Genomic DNA, 17,619 nt, shown 5'->3' on the forward strand with positions numbered 1-17,619 from the left:
TATTGTCTTGAGGATGGAGGATCGACGACCGATGGACCATGTGGCCCGTATCCAGGCAGAGTGGCGCCGCGAGCGACCCGAGCTCGATGTCACCCCGCAAGGAGTGATCGGCCGACTGCATCGCCTGGCCGACCGGCTCGGCGAAGAACTCCGCCTCGTCTACAGCCGCTACGGCTTGAGCGAGGGTGAGTTCGATGTGCTGTGCGCCATCCGCCGCGCAGGCGAGCCGTACGAACGCGCACCCGGCGAACTCGCCGTGCACACCATGGTCACCACCGGTGCGATGACGAAGAGAATCGATCGCCTGGAGCGCGCCGGCCTTGTCACCCGCCGCCGCTCCACCGGCGACCAACGGGGCCGGATCGTCGCCCTGACCGGCCCCGGACTGGAGCTGATCGACCGAGCCTTCGCCGACCACATGCGCAACGAACGCCGCCTGCTGGATCTCCTGACGCCCACCGACGCTTCGGCGCTGGAAACGCTCCTGACGACGTGGCTCTCCTCCATGGAGCACCTCCACACGTCCGACAGCGACTGACCCACCCGCCGCTCAGCAGGCCGTCCGCAGATCCTCCCCGGAGGCGGCGGCCGTGGGTTCTTCGTGTGCCGCTCGGCAGTCGCGGCAGCGGCCGTCGTTCGCGGAGCGGAAGGCGCGGTCGCAGCCGTCGCAGGTGCGCCAGGGGAGGACGGGCGGTGGGCTGGGCGGGGCGATCGGGGCGGGTACGGGGAGCGGAGGTTCGCTGAGACGGAAGGCGAGGATGCGGGCCGGGCGGGTCAGCAGGCGGTCGGGGAGTCGTGCGGTGAGCGCACGGGTGATCTGCGCGGGTCCCACCCCTGCGGCCAGCCATTGGCTGACGGCGGGTGCGAGTTCGGCCACGTCCCGGCGGGACAGGATGAGCCGGGGGTCGGCGATGCGCAGCGAGGTGAGGATGGCGACGGCCTGTTCGTCGGCGTCGGTGAGTGAGGGCGGGGGCGGGGTGGGGCTGGTCTCGGCAGCGGCTTCTGGCCCGGGTGCGTGCGGTGTTGTCTGCGCGGCGGGTGCCTTCTGCGCCCCGTTCGGTCGGGGCCTTCGGGGACGCGGTGGGGTGGGTGAGCCACCGCCCCTTGGGACGTTGTAGAAGTAGGTCCGGGTGCGGATGACGCCCCCGGGGCCGCGTTCCCGCCGTCGCTCCAGGTAGCCGGCGGACTCCAACTCCCGCAACGCCCGTGAGATCAGGATCTCGCCCTCGGTGAAGTGCTCGCACAGTGCGGCGATGCTCACGGGTGTGCCGTCGGGGAGTGACGAGATGTACGCCGCGACGCCGATCGTGACCGCGCTTCCGCGCCGCTGCGCGAGGGCGTTGGCGATCACGGTGAAGTCGGCGGTGAGCTGGGTACGGACGTGGATCACGCCGGAGGTCGGAGCTCCGGCGTCGGCGCGCGGGTGCGCGTTAGACTGCGGCTCAGCCATTCGGGAAGGTCCTGCTTCCTGATCGGTCAGGCCCTCGATCGGGATTGCCGTCCCGGCCGGGGGCCGTTGTCTGTTTACGGTTGTGTTGCGGTGAACGTAACGACCGGTGTACTTCGCCCGCAAGCTGGTCACTCGTACGGGTGACCAGGAGGAAGGGTGGGTGGGCGGGTAGTTCTTTATCCCGGTTCTGCGGGGGAGTTCGTGGCCCGCCGGACCCTCGCGTACGAGGGTCCGGCGGGTCCGGAACGACCACGCCGACCGGCCCCCTCGCCGACTCAGGGACGGCGGCGAGAGGCTGTCCGGCTTGGTTACAGCCCGACCGGGTTGAGATAGGTGGCCGGGTGGGTGGCGCCGTCCTGCTTGAGGATCTGGCCGCCGAAGGGCCACTTCAGGGTGAAGTGCGCCGTCTCGTTCGGCGGGGTGACCAGGAACTTCGCCGGAACGAACTTCTCCTTCTGCGGCGTGGAATCGGCCACCGGGAGCAGGTTGATGCTGAAGTCCGTCGTGTCTCCCGGCTCCAGGATCATCTTTTCGGGCGCCTTGGAGGAGCGCGCCAGTGACCAGGTGCCGTCGGTGTTCTGAGCGCCGATCATGTCGACACCGGCGAAGCCGGACAGGGTGCAGGTGCGGTTGCTCTGGTTGGTGAACCAGATGTACGCCTGGGTTTGCCTCTCGGTCTGATCCATCTCCGGCTTCGCGTCCTCCCCCATGGCGAAGCCGGCCTTCAGGTCGGCGGTGTGGCAGCGGGTCGGCGCGGCCTTGGCGGTGGCGGCCGAGGCCGGGATGGCTGTAGCGGCAGTGCCCGCGACGACGAGGGCCGCAAGGGCCACGGCGGTCAGCTTGCTCTTCATGAAGTTTTGGGTCCCCTCGGATGCCAATCGGCGCGCGAAGTCAGTGCGCGCCTGCGCACCTGAAGATGTGCGACGTCCGGGGGAGGTTCCGTGCGCCGGAGAGCCAATTTCCGACAGTCATGCTCCCAACTTCAGCTCATCAATGAAGGCGGCCCAGGAACCTGCCGGGAAGACCAGCGCGGGGCCGTCAGGCCGCTTGCTGTCACGGACGGGGACGACGCCGGGTATGCCGTCGGCCACCTCCACGCAGTCGCCACCCGCCTGATTGCTGTAGCTGCTCTTGCGCCACGCGGCGCCGTTCAGATCGGGACGGGACACTCGCTCCACGGTGGTTGTCAAACTGCCGCGGGTCAACTCTTGTGCGCAAGGGCGCTGCTGCCGGTGTGGGAGTCGAGGCCGGACAGCAGCTCGGCGAGTCCCGGGTCGGCTTCGTAGTGCCGCTTCTGCAGCTCTGCGATCTTGGCGCCCAGTTCGGGGTGGGGGGTGTCGGAGATGTCGAAGCTTTCGAACCTTTCGATCAGAGGGAAGCCGACCCGTTCCGATGTCACGTGCGCCGGGTGGATGAGGTACTCCCAGTACGCATCCAGATCTTCCAGGGCGAACACCGCGCTCCAGTCGAAGTCGCTGTTGTATTCGCGGCCGAAGATGAACGATTTCACCGCGGGGATGGCCCGGCCCTGGTCCTTGAGGCAGTCCAGCGCCTCGTCGATCTGCTGGGAGGTGACGCCTTTCCTGAGCTTCATGCGGATGCCGTGGTAGATCATCGGGTTCTCCTTGCCGTGGTGGGTGAAGGCGGGCGGTCAGCGGACGCCGAGGCGGCGGCGTTCGAGGACGGTGGCGACGGCGTAGGCGCCGCCACCGGCGATGGCGAGGACCCAGTAGAGGCCGGGGGTGCCGAGGAAGAGCGCGGCGGTGGAGGTCAGCGCGAGCCAGACGCCGAGGCCGTAGTGCAGGACGTTGCGGCGTGCGGCGCCTTCGCTGACGTAGAGCAAGCCGACAATGAGGCCGGATCCGGTGGGCCAGAGCATGGACTGCAGGTCGGGCATCTCGACGGCGGACGACAGGCCGGTGATGGCGAGGAACAGGGCGGCGAAGCCGATGAGCCAGGAGGCGCCGAGCAGTTTGCCGGACAGGAGGTCCGGTCCCGCGGCGCCGCGCTGGGCGCGCAGGGCGGCGCGGGTGGCTTGGACGGTGCCGGCCGCGAGTCCGGCGCCGAGGAGTGCCATGGGCAGCCAGGCGGGCAGATCGAGCAGCGGGCTGGTGCCCTTGGAGAGTGCGGCGGAGCCGTGCCCGAACACGTAGGCGAGTCCGAAGCCGATGTAGGCCGGGCGGTTGTCGACCTCGCCCGGTGAGCGCATTGCGGCGGCGGTGCTGGGGGCGGTGACCTGGGGGACAGCGGTGGCGAGGGGCATGACGGAACCTCCGGGGTGGTGGTGGGGGTGGGGGGAACTGACGCGATGGACGGACCGGCAGAGGTGGCCGAGAGTCGGCACGTATACGTCGTACGTGGTCCGGGAAGCTGCCCGTACCGGGCTGAGTGGGTGGTGCGTGGCGGTGGGCCGCGAGATGCCGCGCGGCATCAGCGCGTCGGCCGCCGTGGTCAGAGGCGTGCGGGTGCAGAACGCGCCGGTCAGGCCCCCGGGACGAGGACGACCTTGCCGATAACGGTGCGGGACTCGGCGAGCGCCAGCGCCGAGGCGGCGTCGGACAGCGGGATCTCGGCGGCGATCTGCGGGGTGAGGACGCCATCGGCCACCAGGCGCAGCACCTCGGTGAGGTCCTCGGTCAGTCGGCGCCGCCATTCCGTCCGGCAGCGCCGGCCCGCCCAGAAGTTGTAGAAGTGCGCGCTCCTGGCGTTGGGCAGCGAGTTCCATGCCGCGAGCTGCCCGAACAGCTTCAGCACCGGCAGTTGCGAGCTGCCCTCTTCGTTCTTCGTCGCCGCGGTGCCGTACGAGACCAGGGTTCCGCCCCGGCGCAGCAGTCGCCATGACTGCGCCACTCCGGGGCCGCCGACGTGGTCGAAGACCGCGTCGACGCCGTCCGGCGCGATCTCCCGGATCTGGTCGTACATGGCCGGGTCGCGGTAGTCGACCGGGATCGCCCCCAGTTCGCGCACGCTCGCGTGGTGCCGTGCCGAGGCCGTGCCGATCACCGTGATCCCGGCGTGCCGGGCCAACTGCACGAGGATGGAGCCGACACCGCCGTTGGCGCCCAGCACCACGACGGTTCCGCCGGCGCGCACCTTGGCCGTCCGGTGCAGCATCTGCCAGGCGGTGATCCCGTTGACGACCACGGTCTCCGCGGTGGCCGCGTCCATGCCGTCCGGCACCGGCATCAGCTCCGCGGCGTCGATGAGCAGATGACTGGCCCATGCGCCGACCTTGGTGACCGCGGCGAACCGGCGTCCGGTCATCCCCGCGTCCACGCCGGGCCCCGTCGCGGTAACGGTGCCCACCACGTCGTACCCGGGCACGAAGGGGAACGGCGGCTGGTCGTAGTACTTGCCGCGGCGCATCTGCTGCTCGGCGAAGCAGACTCCGGTCGCGTCCATCCGCAGGAGGACCCGGCCCGTGTCCGGAGCGGGAAGGTCACGGGTCCGGACCTCCAGGCCGCTCGGCTCGACCGCGCCGGGCAGGACGATCTCGGTGGCGCGGGTGACGACCGGCGTGCTCATGGGGGCTCCTCGAGGCTTCGACTGTGTGCTTACGCAAGTAAGGCTACGCATGTAAGTCGAGTGCGACAAGAGGATGCGGCTGTAAACTTCGCGCTGTAAGGTTACGAATCGAAGAAGACCGGCGCGGGCCTCGATGTGGACCGGTCTCAAGAAGGGGTGAAGGCCCTCGAAGAGGGGGTCGCCGGGCTCACCGCCCTCGGCCTCCGGGTGCCGTGCGGGGTGGGCGGGGGTCACTGTCGCCGACGGCGCGTCCGTCGTCCCTGGGTGGGTGTGTGGGTAGCCCGGAGGTGGCGATCAGGCGTTGTCCGGGGGTGGTGGCCAGACGTGGCCGAGGGGGCGATCAGGCGTTGCCGTGGGGCGGTGGCCAGGCGTTGCCCGGGGCGGTGATCGGGTGTTCCCCGGGGCGGCGATCAGGCGTCTTTGAGGCAGGTGATCCTGGTGATGATGGAGTCGGCGATGCGCTCCTCGGACCAGGGGAAGGCGCGGATGACAGCACGCTGGTGCGCGAGGCCGTGCAGGCTGAGCCACAGGGTGATCGCGTCGAGCGCCGGGTCGCTGATGGCGCACTGGCCCGCGGCGGCGCAGTCCGTGAGTACGTCGACGAGCACCTGTATGGCCGTCGAGCCGAGGGTGACGAGGTCCTCCTCGGTCAGGGAGTTGTCGCCCAGGGTTGGCATCCAGAGGCCGCCGAACATCGTGCGATAGCGCTCGGGGTGGCTCTTCGCGAAGGCGAGGTAGGACCGGCAGACCGCATACAGCTGTTCTCGTGGGTCATCGCCGGCCTCCTGTACGACGGAGCGCAGGAGGGTTTCCAGTTCGGCGAATTCCCGCTGTACGACGGCCAGCATGATGGCCGGCTGGTCGGGGAAGTGCGGGTAGATCGACGGGGCGGCGATGCCCACCTTGCGGGCGACCGACCGCAGGGTGATGGCGTGTTCGTCGCCGGTCTCGTCGAGCAGTGCCGCGGCGGCGGAGACGATGTCCTCGCGCAGGCGACTGCCCTCGCCGCGACGGTTGCGTGCGCGCGCCCGTTTTGGTGCGGCCGGGCCTGCCGCGCTGGTCTTCTCCACTCCGTAACCTTACACCCCGAAGTTTATTGGCGTGAACCTCTTGTCGTGCTCGACTTACAGTCGTAGCCTTACGGTTGTAAGCATGCGCGTAAGCGATCGAGAAGAGGAAGACCTTGATGAACGCACGACGCAAGCTCCTGAAGGGTGTCGCTGTCGCCGCACTCGGCACGACGGTGACTCTGGCCGTGCAGCCAGTGGCGGCGGCGGACGAGGCGCGGCCGAGTGCCCGGACCTACCAGGACTGCCAGGGGGTGACCGTCGACAAGGACGCCCCCGTGATCAGCAGGGCCAGTGTTCTCATCAAGGCGCCTCTGACGGCGGTCTGGCGTCTGCACACGGACATCGACAGCTGGGCGAGCTGGATACCGGAGATCACCCCGGCGCGGAAGACGACACCGGGGCCGCTGCGCCCGGGTTCGTCCTTCGAATGGTCACCGCAGAACATGAAGGTCAAGTCGACGGTCAAAACGGTCAAGCCGCTGCGGTGCACCGCATGGGGCGCGCCCGTGAATGGCATCACCGGTGTCCACCTGTTCACCTTCAAGCCGGTCAAGGGCGGCGTGCTCGCCACCACGGAGGAGTCTTGGGCAGGCCCTCCCGTCGAAGCCGACATCCCCGGCAGTCAGAGCAGCCTCGACGCGGGCCTCAAGGACTGGATGCAACGACTGAAGGACACCGCCGAGACGCGGTCCGGCTGTCACTGACCACAAAGGGGCGGCCCGGCGTCCCCTTGGAGGGGGCGCCGGGCCGGTGGTGGCTGGAGGACGCGGTGGTTACTTCACCGCGCCCGCCATCACGCCCGCCACGAACTGCCGCTGGAAGGCGAAGAAGACCGCCAGCGGGATGAGCATTGAGACGAAGGCGCCCGGGCCGAGGATGTCGATGTTGTTGCCGAACTGCCGGACCTGCTGCTGCAGGGCGACCGTGATCGGCGGGTTGCCGCTGTCCGCGAAGATCAGGGCGACCAGCATGTCGTTCCAGACCCACAGGAACTGGAAGATGCCCAGCGAGGCGATGGCCGGGCCGCCCAGTGGCATCACCACGCGCAGGAAGAGCCGCAGCTCGCCCGCGCCGTCGAGGCGGGCCGCCTCCAGCAGTTCGCGGGGGATCTCGGCGAAGAAGTTCCGCAGGAGGAAGATCGCGAACGGGAGGCCGAAGGCGGTGTGGAAGAGGACCACGCCCGTGGTGGTCTGGAAGATGCCGATCTCGCCGAAGAGCTTGGCCACCGGGATCAGCGCGACCTGGACCGGGACGACCAGCAGGCCGACCACGATGAGGAACCACCAGTCGCGGCCGGGGAAGTCCATCCAGGCGAAGGCGTAACCGGCCAGGGCGCCGATCACCACGACCAGCAGCGTCGCCGGGACGGTGATCGCGAGGGTGGTCCACAGCGAGTCGGTGATCTGCTGATTGCCCAGGATCTCGTCATAGCCGCTGAAGGTGAGCTGTCCGGGGTCGGTGAAGACCTTCCACCAGCCCGAGAGGTCCACCTCGGCCGGGTCCCGCAGGGAGGACAGCAGCAGTCCGGCGGTCGGCATCAGCCACAGCAGGCCGATCAGGAGGAGGACGACCCGCATCACCCCGCCGCCGGCGCGGGCGGCGATCCGCGCGACCAGGGACTGCTTCGCCTGTACGACCGTGTCCGCGCTGGTCATCGGCGGCTCTCCCTTCGGATCCGGCGGATGTTGATGAACATGATGGGCAGCACGAGCAACAGCAGCAGCACGGCGATCGCGCTGCCGAGGCCCTGGTTGACGTCGGTGCCGAAGGACGACTGGAAGAGCTGGAGCGCCAGCACATTGGCGTCGTCCTGCGAGGGGCCCGGCGCGATGATGTACACCAGGTCGAAGATCTTCATCACGTTGATCATCAGTGTGACGACGACGACGGAGAGCACCGGCGCCAGCATCGGCACCGTGATCCGCCGGAAGACCTGCCACTCGGTGGCGCCGTCCATCCGCGCGGCCTCCATCAGCTCACGCGGCACTCCCGCGAGCCCCGCCGCGATCAGCACCATCGCGAAACCGGCCCAGATCCAGACGTAGGCGCCGATGATGGCCGGGGTGACGATGGACGGGCCGAGCCAGTCCACGCCGTTGTACGGCTGGGCGAAGTTCCAAGCGGGCAGCCGTAGTTGGGCGCCCTCGGCCTTGGCCGGGAGGGTGTACGTACCGTCCGCCCCCGATGTCGTCCGGGCGACGACTTTGCCGTCCTTGACCGCCTCGATCTTGAGGTCGGCCATCGCCTTCTCGCCCTTGTCGATGGCGCCCTGCTCGCCCCCGCCGCCCCGGGTGAAGTCGAACCAGACGGTGCCGGTCACCTTCCCCGGCTCGGCCTTGGCGGCCTTCGCGTCCTGCGCCCCGCTGATGTCCCCGCGCTTGGCCGCGACCAGCGGCAGCGAGGCGGGGGTGCCGGCGCGGACGGTGTCCCGGGTGGTGAACGAGCCGTTGGATGCCTCGGTCAGCCCGGCGGTGGGACGCGGATGGGCGCCGGGGAACGGCGGCGACTCGCTGAAGGAGTCATGCACGCTCACCCACATGGCGTTGGCCACGCCCTTGTCCGGGTCCTGTTCGTAGACCAGCCGGAAGATGATGCCCGCCGCCAGCATCGAGATCGCCATCGGCATGAAGACGACCAGCTTGAAGGCGGTGGCCCAGCGCACCCGTTCGGTGAGCACGGCGAAGATCAGGCCCAGGGCGGTGGAGACGGTGGGGGCCAGGATCAGCCAGATGATGTTGTTCTTGATCGCCGTCTTGGTGGCGTCGTCGGAGAACATCTCCTGGTAGTTGTCCAGGCCGACGAAGCCATTGCCCGAGGCGTCGAAGAAGCTCCGGTAGACGGAGTAGCCGATCGGATAGACGACGAGCGCCCCGAGCAGCACCAGGGCGGGCAGCAGGAACACCGCCGCCAGCCAGGGGCGGGTGCCCATGACGCTCTTCTTTTTGGCGCCCGGTCGGTTTGCCGGTGGGGCGGACGATGCCCGGCCAGGTGTGGCCGCGCCGTCCGCTGTCGCGGTCGACATGATGTGGTTCTCCCGGTCGAGTGGTCAGTTCTTGTACGCCTTGGCGGCATCCGCTTCCAGCTGGCGCTGGATGCCTTCGACATTCCTCGGGTTCTTGAGGAAGTCCTGGAGCGCTTTCCATTCGCCCTGGGCCGGCTTGCCACCGAAGGAGGCGGGAGCCTGGTCGGACATGTCGAACCGGAAGTCATTGCCCGCCGCGATCAGCGCTTGTGCGATCTTGCGCATCGAGGCATTGGGATAGGCGCTGAACTTGACGTTTTTGTTCGCCGAGATGAACCCGCCGGACTGGGCCCAGATCGTCCCGGCGTCCGGGGAGGCGAGGAAGGTGAGCAGCGCCTGCGCCGCCTTGCTGTTCGTCAGCGCCACGCCGACGTCGCCGCCGGTCACCACCGGTGCCTTGTCGCCCACCGCCGGGAACGGGAACACCTTCGCGTCCTGGTCCAGCTCCGCGCCCGCGTCGGCGACGTTGGCGGCGACGAAGTCGGCCTCGAAGACCATGCCCGCGTCCGGCTCCGCCTTGTTGCCGAACGCCTTGGTGACGGAGTCCGGGAACGCGGTCTGCAGCGCACCGCTCCGGCCGCCCGCGACCAGGCCCTTGGTGCCCCACAGCTCGGCGAGCGTCTCGAGCGCCTTCTTCACCGACGGATCGGTCCACTTGATCTTGTGCTGGGCGAGCTGGTCGTACTTCTCCGCGCCCGCCTGGGAGAGATAGACGTTCTCGAACCAGTCGGTGAGCGTCCAGCCGTCCTGGCCGCCGATCGCGACCGCGTCGGTGCCGGAGTCGGAGACCAGCTGGGCCTGCGCCAGGAATTCCTGCCAGGTCTTCGGCACCTTCGCGCCCGCGTAGTCGAACGCGGAGGTGTTGTACCAGAGCAGGGATTTGTTGCTGGTCTTGAAGTACACCCCGTAGGGCTTGCCCTGGTACGAGCCGAGGTTCTGCCAGCCCTTGGCGTAGTTCTTGGCCAGCTCGGCACTGGCGGCGGCGCCGAGCGGCTTGGCCCAGCCCTTCTGGGCGAACTCGCGCATGACGCCGACCTGTCCGACCATCGCGACATCCGGCGGGGCGCCGCCCGCGACCTTCGAGCCGACGAAGCCCGCCATGTCGTCACCGCTGGGTACGAAGGAGACCTTGGCGCCGGTGCGTTTCTCGAACTCCTTCAGCACCTTGGTGAAGTTCTCCTGCTCGGTACCCGTCCATACCGCGGTGACCTGGAGTTTCTGCCCCTTGAGATTCGGCAGTTTCACGGTGTTCGGCGGCGGACCGCCGCTTACCGTGTCTCCGTCGTCACCGCCGCAGCCCGCGGTGGTGAGCATGAGTGCTCCCGCCGCCAGCAGGGCCACCGCAGCTCGTGTCGAACGCTTCGCAGGAAGCGATACGTGCATCCCCGTGTTCCCTCCGATGCCGACCGCCCCCGTGCGGCCGTGTCCCGTGCGAGTAGTCCTACGCCCGGTCACCGAACGTGGCAATACTGCGTTCGGCGTTCACTCACGGATCGTGATCGGGCCGTGATGAACGATCGGCAGAGAACGGGGCAGGTGGGTCAGACGGGAGGTTGGGCAGAACGGCTCGGAAAGCCGGTCAGGACCGACAGGATCGCTCGGGAACGGTCGGGAAACGGGCAGGGCGCGGCCCGCGGCGGGCAGTGACGAGCAAGGGCGGTCAGATCAGCGCGGGTGCGGTGGGCGCGTCCGCCGACTGCGCGGCGCGCTGCAGCGCACTGGCCAGAAGTGCGAGGTCGGTGGGGCCGTTGCCCAGCTCGCGCAGCGGCCGGCGGGCGGGCGGATCGCCCATCCGCCGCCATTCCAGCGGCACGACGGTGGGCCGCTGCGTGGCGGTGCGCGGTATCCGTCCAGTCACCCGGCCCGCCTGAAACGGGGTCCCCCCGGTGTCATCCGGGCGGAACAGCCGTCCACGGCCCGGGGCCGGGTCGCCGCCCGGGGCAGCTGCGGCTGCGGGGGCGGATGTGACCGAGCGTGGCGATGCGGCGGGGGCCGCATCGGGCCGCTCGGGCTCCCCGGGGTGGGCGGGGTGGGTGGGGGCCGTGGGGTGGGCTGGGTTCAGCGGGCGCGGGTCCAGGACGATCCGGAGTCCGGCCCGCTCGACGGCCACCGTGTCCGCCGTACGGTCCGGGCGGCCGGACGCCACGACCAGATGCACCCCGAGGCGGGCGCCGTCGCGGGCGATCGCCTCCAGAGCGCGGACGACCGAACCGGCCGCCGGGCGGCCGGGGCTGCCGAGGGCCGGGGCCACCAGCGCGTCGAAATCGTCGACGAGCACGACGAGACGGGGGAGGAAGGGGCGGGAGCGGGTAGCTGCCGCTGTGGCTGCCGCGCTCGCGGTGCGCTGAGCGCGCAGATTGAGCGTGTGGAGGGTGTCGCTGGGCGGCGGGTCGATATCGCCGGGCGGGCGGGGCGCGACGACGCGGGCCGAACCGGGGCCGGGGGCGCCAGGAGTGCCGCCCGGGTCGGCGGCGCCGTCACCTCCACCGCTGCCGCCCTCGCCGTCGCCGTGGTGGGGCCGGGCGTGCCAGGCGGTGAAATCCAGCCGGTCCAGCAACTCGGCGCGGCGCTTGAGCTCCGAGCTGAGCGCCTGCGCGAACTCCCGCATCCGTACCGGGTCGGTGGCCGCCAGATGTGTCGAGACATGTGGCAGATCCGTGCACACCTGCAGCCCCTCGCCCGCTCCGGCCCCGGCTCCGTCGACGAGGATGAGCTCGAGGCGGTCCGGCCTTTCGGCGGCCGCGAGCGACGCGGCGAACGAGCGCAGCAGCTCCGTCTTACCGGTGCCCGCCGTGCCGTCGATCAGTGCGTGCGGACCGTCGGCGGCCAGATCGACCGCGAGCGCGCCGCGCGGCCCGGCACCGAGCACCGCCAGCGCCCGGCCGCCCGCCGGGACCTCGTCCGCCGCGGCCGCCCAACGGGCCAGCAGCGACGCGGGCGTGGCCCGCGCCAGGCCCAACTCGTCCAGCAGCCGCGCCGAGTCCGGCAGCGGAACGGTCGGTGGGCCGTCGGAGCCGCCGAACGCGCCGCCCTGCGCGGAGGCGGCCGGGCGCAGGGGCGCGAGCGCCCGCGCGAACCGCTCGGCCCACGCCCCCGACACCGCGTCCACGGTCACGGTCGTGGTGGCGCCGGTCGCGCCGGTGATCCCCGAGACACCGGTGACCCCGGAGACACCAGTGACCCCGGCGATGCCGGACGTGGCTCCGTCCCCGTCCCCATGGACGATCTGCAGCCCCGTGGCCACATCGCCGCTCAGCACGGCCGCCACCCCGGAGGCCGCGAAGGCCGCGGACGCGGCACACGCGGCCTCATAGCTCATCGGCAGCGGAGACACGGGCGATGCGGCGGGCGCCTCGGTCAGACAGAGCAGATGGATTCCGGCCGCGGAGCCGCTCACCGCCAGCCGGGCGAGCGTGTCGTGCAGCGCGGCCGGACCGGGGGCGCCGTCCACGACCACCACGGTGCGCGGCCCGACGTGGCGCGCCGCCGCGGACGCCGCGGCCGCGGGGGAGGCGCTCGCCCAGCCGGGGCCCAGCGGCCCGTCCTCCAGCCGCCGGGTCAGCTCGTCCGTACGGGCCGTGGCCTGCTCGCCGTCATACGCGAGCAGCAACCGGCAGTCCTGGCCGCGCATCGGCTGGAGCTGCGGCAGCCAGCCGAGCCACGACCACTCCGCGAGCCGCTCCTCGCCGCTGATCAGGACGATCTCCAGCGCGGCCGGTGAGTGCAGCGCCGCCAACTGCGCCACGACGGAGCGGGCGAGCCCCGCCACCCGCGCCCGCGGCCCCGCCAGCCCCAGCGAGCCGGACCGCCGCAGATCGACGGTCACGGGTGCGGCGGCCAGCAACCCGCCGTCGGCCGCCAGCTGGTCGGCCGAGCCGAGACGCACGGTGAGCGCGTCCGGATGCCCTTGGGTGCGCTCCCACAACCGGGAGCCGGGCCCCAGCGCCGTCATCAACACGGTGGCCGGATCCGGCCACCGCCGCTGCAGCACCTCCGCCTCCGCGGCCGCCCGCTCCGCCGCGCCCCGCGCGCCCCCGTCCTGCCGCACCCCGCCCCGCTCGGCCGCCTTCCCCCCGGCCAGCTGCCGCACCCAGGCCCCTATCCCCCGCCGCCGCGCCTGCGCCCCCGGCGCGTCCAGCGCATAGGCCCCGGCATGCGTACGATCCCCCGCCTCACGCCGCCCGGGGCCGTCGGCGCCTGAGCCCCCGGGCCGTGGCCGCCCGGCGTCGGCCGAGCGGTCGCCCGGGCCGCGTCCGCCGCGCGGCCCGGCGCCCGGCTGGCCGCCGGAGTAGGGGGTGCGCTGTCCGGGAGCGGCTGCTGGGCCGTCGTAGGGCGTTCCCTGGTAGCCCGTGTCGGCGGGCTGTCCGCCGGTGGCGGAGCGTCCCTGGTCGTATGGCTGCCCGCCGCGCCGGGTGGCGCCGTAACCGGCACCCGGCTGCCGCCCGGAGCCGGCGTCGCCGTCATGGTGGCGGCTGTGGCCTGCGTCCGCGCCGCCGTACGGCGAGCCGCCGGGGCTCGCGTCGGCGGGCTGGTTGCCCGCGGACCAGGGCCGCTGTGGGCGTCGGCCGCGCCCGTCCGTGTCGCCGTGCCCCTGGCTGTAGGGCTGCCCGCCGCGTGGGGCGGCGCCGTAACCCGCGTCGCCCTCGCCCTGCCGACCGCGGCCCGCGCCGCCGTACGGCGAGTCGCCGGGAGCCGCGCCGCGGCCTGTGCGGCCAGGGTCGGCCGAGCGGTCGGCCGGGCCGTGTCCGGCGCGCGGCCCAGGCTGGCCGCCGGGGTACGCACGCTCGGGGGTTTCGCCGCGCCCTTGGCCGTGCGGGTGCCCGCCGCGCGGGGTGGCACCCGGGGATTGGGGGTCGGTCGGCCGTTGGCCCTGGCTCGGCTGACCGCCGCTGCCGCGCGTGCCGGGCCGGTCCTGGGCTGTCCGCTCGGGCTGCCCCGCCGGGCCGTGTCCGGCGGCTCCCGGCCGGGGGATGCGCTCGCCGCGTCGGGTGGGGGTGGTGGACGGGTCGTCGTACGGCTGGTCGGCGGGGGCCGAGGGCCCCTGCGGGCCCCGGCCGCGTCCGCCCGTTTCGCCGTGTCCTTCGCCACGCGGCCGCTCACCGCGCCGAACGGCACCCGCGGCGCCGTAAGGAGAGCCGCCCGGGCTCACCGAGCCGCCGCTAGGCCAGTGGCCGCCCTGCCCGTCCTGGTCCTCGTGGCCGGACCCGCGACCGCCCGCGCCGCCGCGCCTCCCGGCGGCGGCCCCCTCGCCGGGGTGCCATCCGTCGTCGTCCCGGTGGCTGTGGCCCCCCGCCCCGCCCGGCACCCCGGCGCCCGTGCCGCGCCCCTCGGTGGGTCCCGTGCCCGGGCCCCAGTCCTCCTCGCCCCGGCGGGGGTCCCGCGCCCCGGCGCCCGCGCCGGCCTCGTACGGCCCGGACGCCGAGTGAGGCTCGTCACCGGGCTGGGCGACTCGGGTCCAGCCGGTGCCCGGGTGGTGGGCGGGAGGGGTCCAGGTGCCCTCGGCGGAGTGGGTGGGGGCGGACTGGGGGGCGCCGGTCCAGGGGCCCTCCGCGTGGGTGGGGTGGTCCCCGGCGGGCGTGACGCGGAGGTGGCCCTCCCCGTCCGCGTGGACCGGGAGGCGCGAGGGGGCCGACGGGAACGCGGAATCCGCGGAGGGGACGCGCAGCCGCAGGGCGGACTCGCCGATCCGCAGCAGCGCCCCCGGCTCCAGAGGCACCGGATGGGTGCCCACCGGGACGCCGTCGGCGGCGGTCCCGTTGGTCGAGCCGAGGTCGGCGATGGTCACGCGGCCGTCCTCGGCGACGGTGACCGCGCAGTGCAGCCGGGAGACATCGGGGTCGTCCAGCGGGACGTCGGCGTCGGCGGAGCGGCCGATGCGGACCTGGCCGCCGTGGAGCAGATGGACGCCGCCCGCGTCGGGCCCCGCGACCACGTCCAGATGGACCGTGGCGTCGGCCACGGCGGTCTCGGGCAGGCCGGGATAGCCGGGGTAGTGGCCGGAGTCGGGGTCGGCCGGGGCGTGCAGGGAGAGCACCGCGCCGTCCACCAGCGGCGGCTCGCCCAGCGCACAGCGCTGCGGGTCCAGCCGCTCGCCCCCCGCGTACAGCACCACCGCGCCGCCGCCACCGCTGCCGCCCCCCGCCTCGTACCCGGCCGCGGCGACCGCGTCGGCGAGCCCACTGGCCACCGAGGCGAGGGCCGTGCCGACAGGGGCGGTGACCAGGACGTCCACCGCGCCCATGAGGGCATGCGGCGCGGACGCGGGCGCAGGATGGTGGCCGGAACGGCCCGGGTGGGCGCTGCGCGGCCCGAGGACGGTCAGCCGAATCTGCATCGCCGTCAACGGTCCCTTCTGTCCGGGGGGCCGGGCAGGGGTGCCGACCCCCACCACCGCCCCCAGGCCCTTCGGCACGTACAGGTCCGTACAGGGTCGTACGGGTCACGGAGCGTGAGCCCCCCGCCGCTCGGCGCTTCCGTGCTGCCTGCATCCTCGCACCTGCCACCGACACTTCGCCCGCCGCCCGGCGCCACATGATCTTGATTGGTCGGCTAGTCGGCCGAAACTGGCTGATTGCGACCGGAACGGCTGCCCTTGAGACGCCCGGCGGTGCCGGATCGAGCGGCGATCGAGCGGCCTGGACCAACACTGGCAACCATCTGTCCGGATCACACGTCTTCCCCCGCGCGGACCCTCGTGTGGTGATCGGATAGGGCTCACCGTGCGTCGCCATTACAGTGGTGCGGACGAGCACCACAAGCAGACCGTCAAGCAGAGCAGTAAGCAGAGCAGCAAGCAGACCACCGATGTAAGACCACGATCAGGGAGCGCATGACGTGCGGCCGGTAGGCAGCAAGTACCTGCTCGAGGAGCCGCTCGGGCGCGGAGCCACGGGCACCGTATGGCGGGCCAGCCAGCGGGAGGCGGCGGGGGCCGAGGCCGCCGTGGCCGGGCAGCCCGGCGAGACCGTCGCGATCAAGGTCCTCAAGGAGGAGCTCGCGAACGACGCGGACATCGTCATGCGCTTTCTCCGCGAGCGCTCGGTGCTGCTGCGGCTCACCCACCCCAACATCGTCCGCACCCGTGACCTGGTGGTCGAGGGTGATCTGCTGGCCCTGGTCATGGACCTGATCGACGGCCCGGATCTGCACAAATACCTGCGCAGCAACGGCCCGTTCACCCCCGTCGCCGCATCCCTCCTCACCGCCCAGATCGCGGACGCGCTCGCCGCCAGCCACGCCGACGGCGTCGTGCACCGCGACCTCAAGCCCGCCAACGTGCTGCTCGCGGGCACCGGCGAGGGCCAGGAAATGCACCCGATGCTGACCGACTTCGGCATCGCGCGCCTCGCCGACTCGCCCGGCCTCACCCGCACCCAGGAGTTCGTCGGCACCCCCGCCTATGTGGCGCCGGAGTCCGCCGAGGGCCGTCCGCAGACCTCCGCGGTGGACATCTACGGCGCGGGCATCATGCTCTACGAGTTGGTCACCGGCCGTCCGCCGTTCGCCGGCAACACCGCCCTCGAGGTCCTCCACCGCCACCTCAGCGAGGAGCCGCGCCGCCCCTCGACCGTGCCCGAGCCGCTGTGGACCGTCATAGAGCGCTGTCTGCGCAAGCGGCCCGAGGAGCGCCCGAGCGCCGAGAGCCTGGCCCGTGCGCTGCGCGTGGTCGCCGCCGGTGTCGGGGTGCACGCCTCCGCCGCGCAGGCCGAGGCGGCGCTCGGCGTCGCCGCGCTGCTCGCCCCGGACCCGGCGCCCGCCCCGGTCCCGGACACCGCGCCCGCGGACTCGGCCGACCCGACCCAGGTGCTCCCGAACGCACCGGGGGGCACCCCCTCGTACGACCCGGCCGCGCCCACCAATGTGATGCCGACCACCGGGGCGAACGCCGGGGGCAATGCCGACCCCACCCAGGTGCTGCCGAGCGGCTCCGGCCCGGCCGGAGGCGCCGATCCGACGCGCGCCATGCCGCCCGTGCCGCCGGGCCAGGACGATCCGCACCCCTGGCAGAACCAGCTGCGCGCGGCCCGCGACCGCAATGAGCAGACCCAGGTCCAGTACCTCGACCCGAGCCAGGACCCGCTGCGCCGCCGCCCGCACCGCCCCGCGCCCCAGCAGCAGCAGTATCAGCAGCAGCAATACCAGCAGCCGCAGCAGTATCAGCAGCCCCAGCAGCCGCCCCAGGGCCGGCGGGGCCGCCAGCAGCCGCCGCCGTACGCCCAGCAGCAGCCGCAGCAGTACGCTCCGGCGCCGCACCACCCCCAGCAGCCCCAGCCGCAGCGCTACGCCCCGCCGCCGCAGCAGCCGGAGCCGCGCCGGGAGCCCCGGCAGCGCGGCTCCAGCCCCAACCGGATGAAGATCCCGGGTCTGGGGTGCCTCAAGGGCTGCCTGTTCGTGATCGTGGTCCTGATCATCGGCTCCTGGCTGGTCTGGGAGCTGAGCCCGCTCAAGGACTGGATCGCCGATGGGCAGAGCTACTGGGACGCGGTCTCGGGCTGGGCGAAGGACGTCCAGAAGTGGATCGAGGACCTCGGCGGCCCCAGCAGCTGATCCGT

Annotated in this window: 14 protein-coding genes; 3 read left to right on the forward strand and 11 right to left on the reverse strand. The window is 72.2% G+C overall.

Annotation, left to right across the window (positions count from 1 at the left end; translation table 11 throughout):
* The first annotated feature begins 13 nt into the window (after positions 1–13).
* Positions 14–538, forward strand: a complete 525-nt coding sequence (locus ACFYOY_RS37135) for a MarR family transcriptional regulator (protein WP_351903350.1) — start codon at positions 14–16, stop codon at positions 536–538.
* A 12-nt stretch (positions 539–550) separates the two neighbouring features.
* On the opposite strand, the gene ACFYOY_RS37140 is transcribed toward ACFYOY_RS37135, so the two are convergent.
* From ACFYOY_RS37140 to ACFYOY_RS37170, 7 genes are all read right to left on the reverse strand, one after another.
* Positions 551–1,450 carry a hypothetical protein gene (locus tag ACFYOY_RS37140; RefSeq protein WP_388592048.1) on the reverse strand — a complete coding sequence of 300 codons (900 nt, stop codon included), beginning with the start codon at positions 1,448–1,450 and terminating at the stop codon, positions 551–553.
* A 308-nt stretch (positions 1,451–1,758) separates the two neighbouring features.
* Positions 1,759–2,301 (reverse strand): DUF4232 domain-containing protein, encoded by a 543-nt coding sequence (locus ACFYOY_RS37145; protein WP_351903353.1) that lies wholly within the window; start codon positions 2,299–2,301, stop codon positions 1,759–1,761.
* A gap of 117 nt (positions 2,302–2,418) precedes the next feature.
* A complete protein-coding gene (locus ACFYOY_RS37150) occupies positions 2,419–2,628 on the reverse strand; it encodes a DUF397 domain-containing protein (protein ID WP_388592050.1) in 210 nt (69 codons plus the stop codon).
* A 23-nt stretch (positions 2,629–2,651) separates the two neighbouring features.
* Positions 2,652–3,065, reverse strand: coding sequence for a Dabb family protein (locus ACFYOY_RS37155; protein ID WP_351903356.1), 414 nt, complete (start codon positions 3,063–3,065; stop codon positions 2,652–2,654).
* Positions 3,066–3,101: 36 nt separating this feature from the next.
* A complete protein-coding gene (locus tag ACFYOY_RS37160; protein ID WP_388592052.1) occupies positions 3,102–3,713 on the reverse strand; it encodes an ABC transporter permease in 612 nt (203 codons plus the stop codon).
* A gap of 218 nt (positions 3,714–3,931) precedes the next feature.
* Complete coding sequence (locus ACFYOY_RS37165) at positions 3,932–4,975, reverse strand: medium chain dehydrogenase/reductase family protein (protein ID WP_388592054.1); 1,044 nt, start codon at positions 4,973–4,975, stop codon at positions 3,932–3,934.
* 410 nt (positions 4,976–5,385) lie between these two features.
* The gene (locus tag ACFYOY_RS37170) at positions 5,386–6,045 is read right to left on the reverse strand and encodes a TetR/AcrR family transcriptional regulator (protein WP_351906255.1); all 660 of its coding nucleotides are present in this window, start codon (positions 6,043–6,045) and stop codon (positions 5,386–5,388) included.
* Positions 6,046–6,161: 116 nt separating this feature from the next.
* Between ACFYOY_RS37170 and ACFYOY_RS37175 the strand changes: the two genes are divergently transcribed.
* Positions 6,162–6,749: an SRPBCC family protein gene (locus ACFYOY_RS37175; RefSeq protein ID WP_388592057.1), complete on the forward strand. Its 588-nt coding sequence runs from the start codon at positions 6,162–6,164 to the stop codon at positions 6,747–6,749.
* Between the two features lie 69 nt (positions 6,750–6,818).
* Here the strand turns inward: ACFYOY_RS37175 and ACFYOY_RS37180 are convergent, their stop codons facing one another.
* The 4 genes from ACFYOY_RS37180 to ACFYOY_RS37195 all read right to left on the reverse strand — a co-directional run bounded on the left by ACFYOY_RS37180 (position 6,819) and on the right by ACFYOY_RS37195 (position 15,401).
* On the reverse strand, positions 6,819–7,700 hold the full coding sequence (locus ACFYOY_RS37180) for a carbohydrate ABC transporter permease (protein ID WP_059144547.1): 882 nt from the start codon (positions 7,698–7,700) through the stop codon (positions 6,819–6,821).
* Complete coding sequence (locus tag ACFYOY_RS37185; protein ID WP_351896053.1) at positions 7,697–9,067, reverse strand: sugar ABC transporter permease; 1,371 nt, start codon at positions 9,065–9,067, stop codon at positions 7,697–7,699. Before ACFYOY_RS37185 ends, ACFYOY_RS37180 begins: the two co-directional genes overlap by 4 nt.
* A gap of 24 nt (positions 9,068–9,091) precedes the next feature.
* Positions 9,092–10,450: an extracellular solute-binding protein gene (locus tag ACFYOY_RS37190; protein ID WP_351896048.1), complete on the reverse strand. Its 1,359-nt coding sequence runs from the start codon at positions 10,448–10,450 to the stop codon at positions 9,092–9,094.
* A 277-nt stretch (positions 10,451–10,727) separates the two neighbouring features.
* Positions 10,728–15,401, reverse strand: coding sequence for an FtsK/SpoIIIE domain-containing protein (locus ACFYOY_RS37195; RefSeq protein ID WP_388592060.1), 4,674 nt, complete (start codon positions 15,399–15,401; stop codon positions 10,728–10,730).
* Positions 15,402–15,901: 500 nt separating this feature from the next.
* On the opposite strand from ACFYOY_RS37195, the gene ACFYOY_RS37200 reads away from it, so the two are divergent.
* A complete protein-coding gene (locus ACFYOY_RS37200; RefSeq protein WP_388592062.1) occupies positions 15,902–17,614 on the forward strand; it encodes a protein kinase in 1,713 nt (570 codons plus the stop codon).
* Positions 17,615–17,619 lie beyond the last annotated feature (5 nt).

The sequence above is a fragment of the Streptomyces sp. NPDC007875 genome (assembly GCF_042868035.1).
In the GTDB taxonomy this organism is placed as follows: Bacteria; Actinomycetota; Actinomycetes; order Streptomycetales; family Streptomycetaceae; genus Streptomyces; species Streptomyces antimycoticus.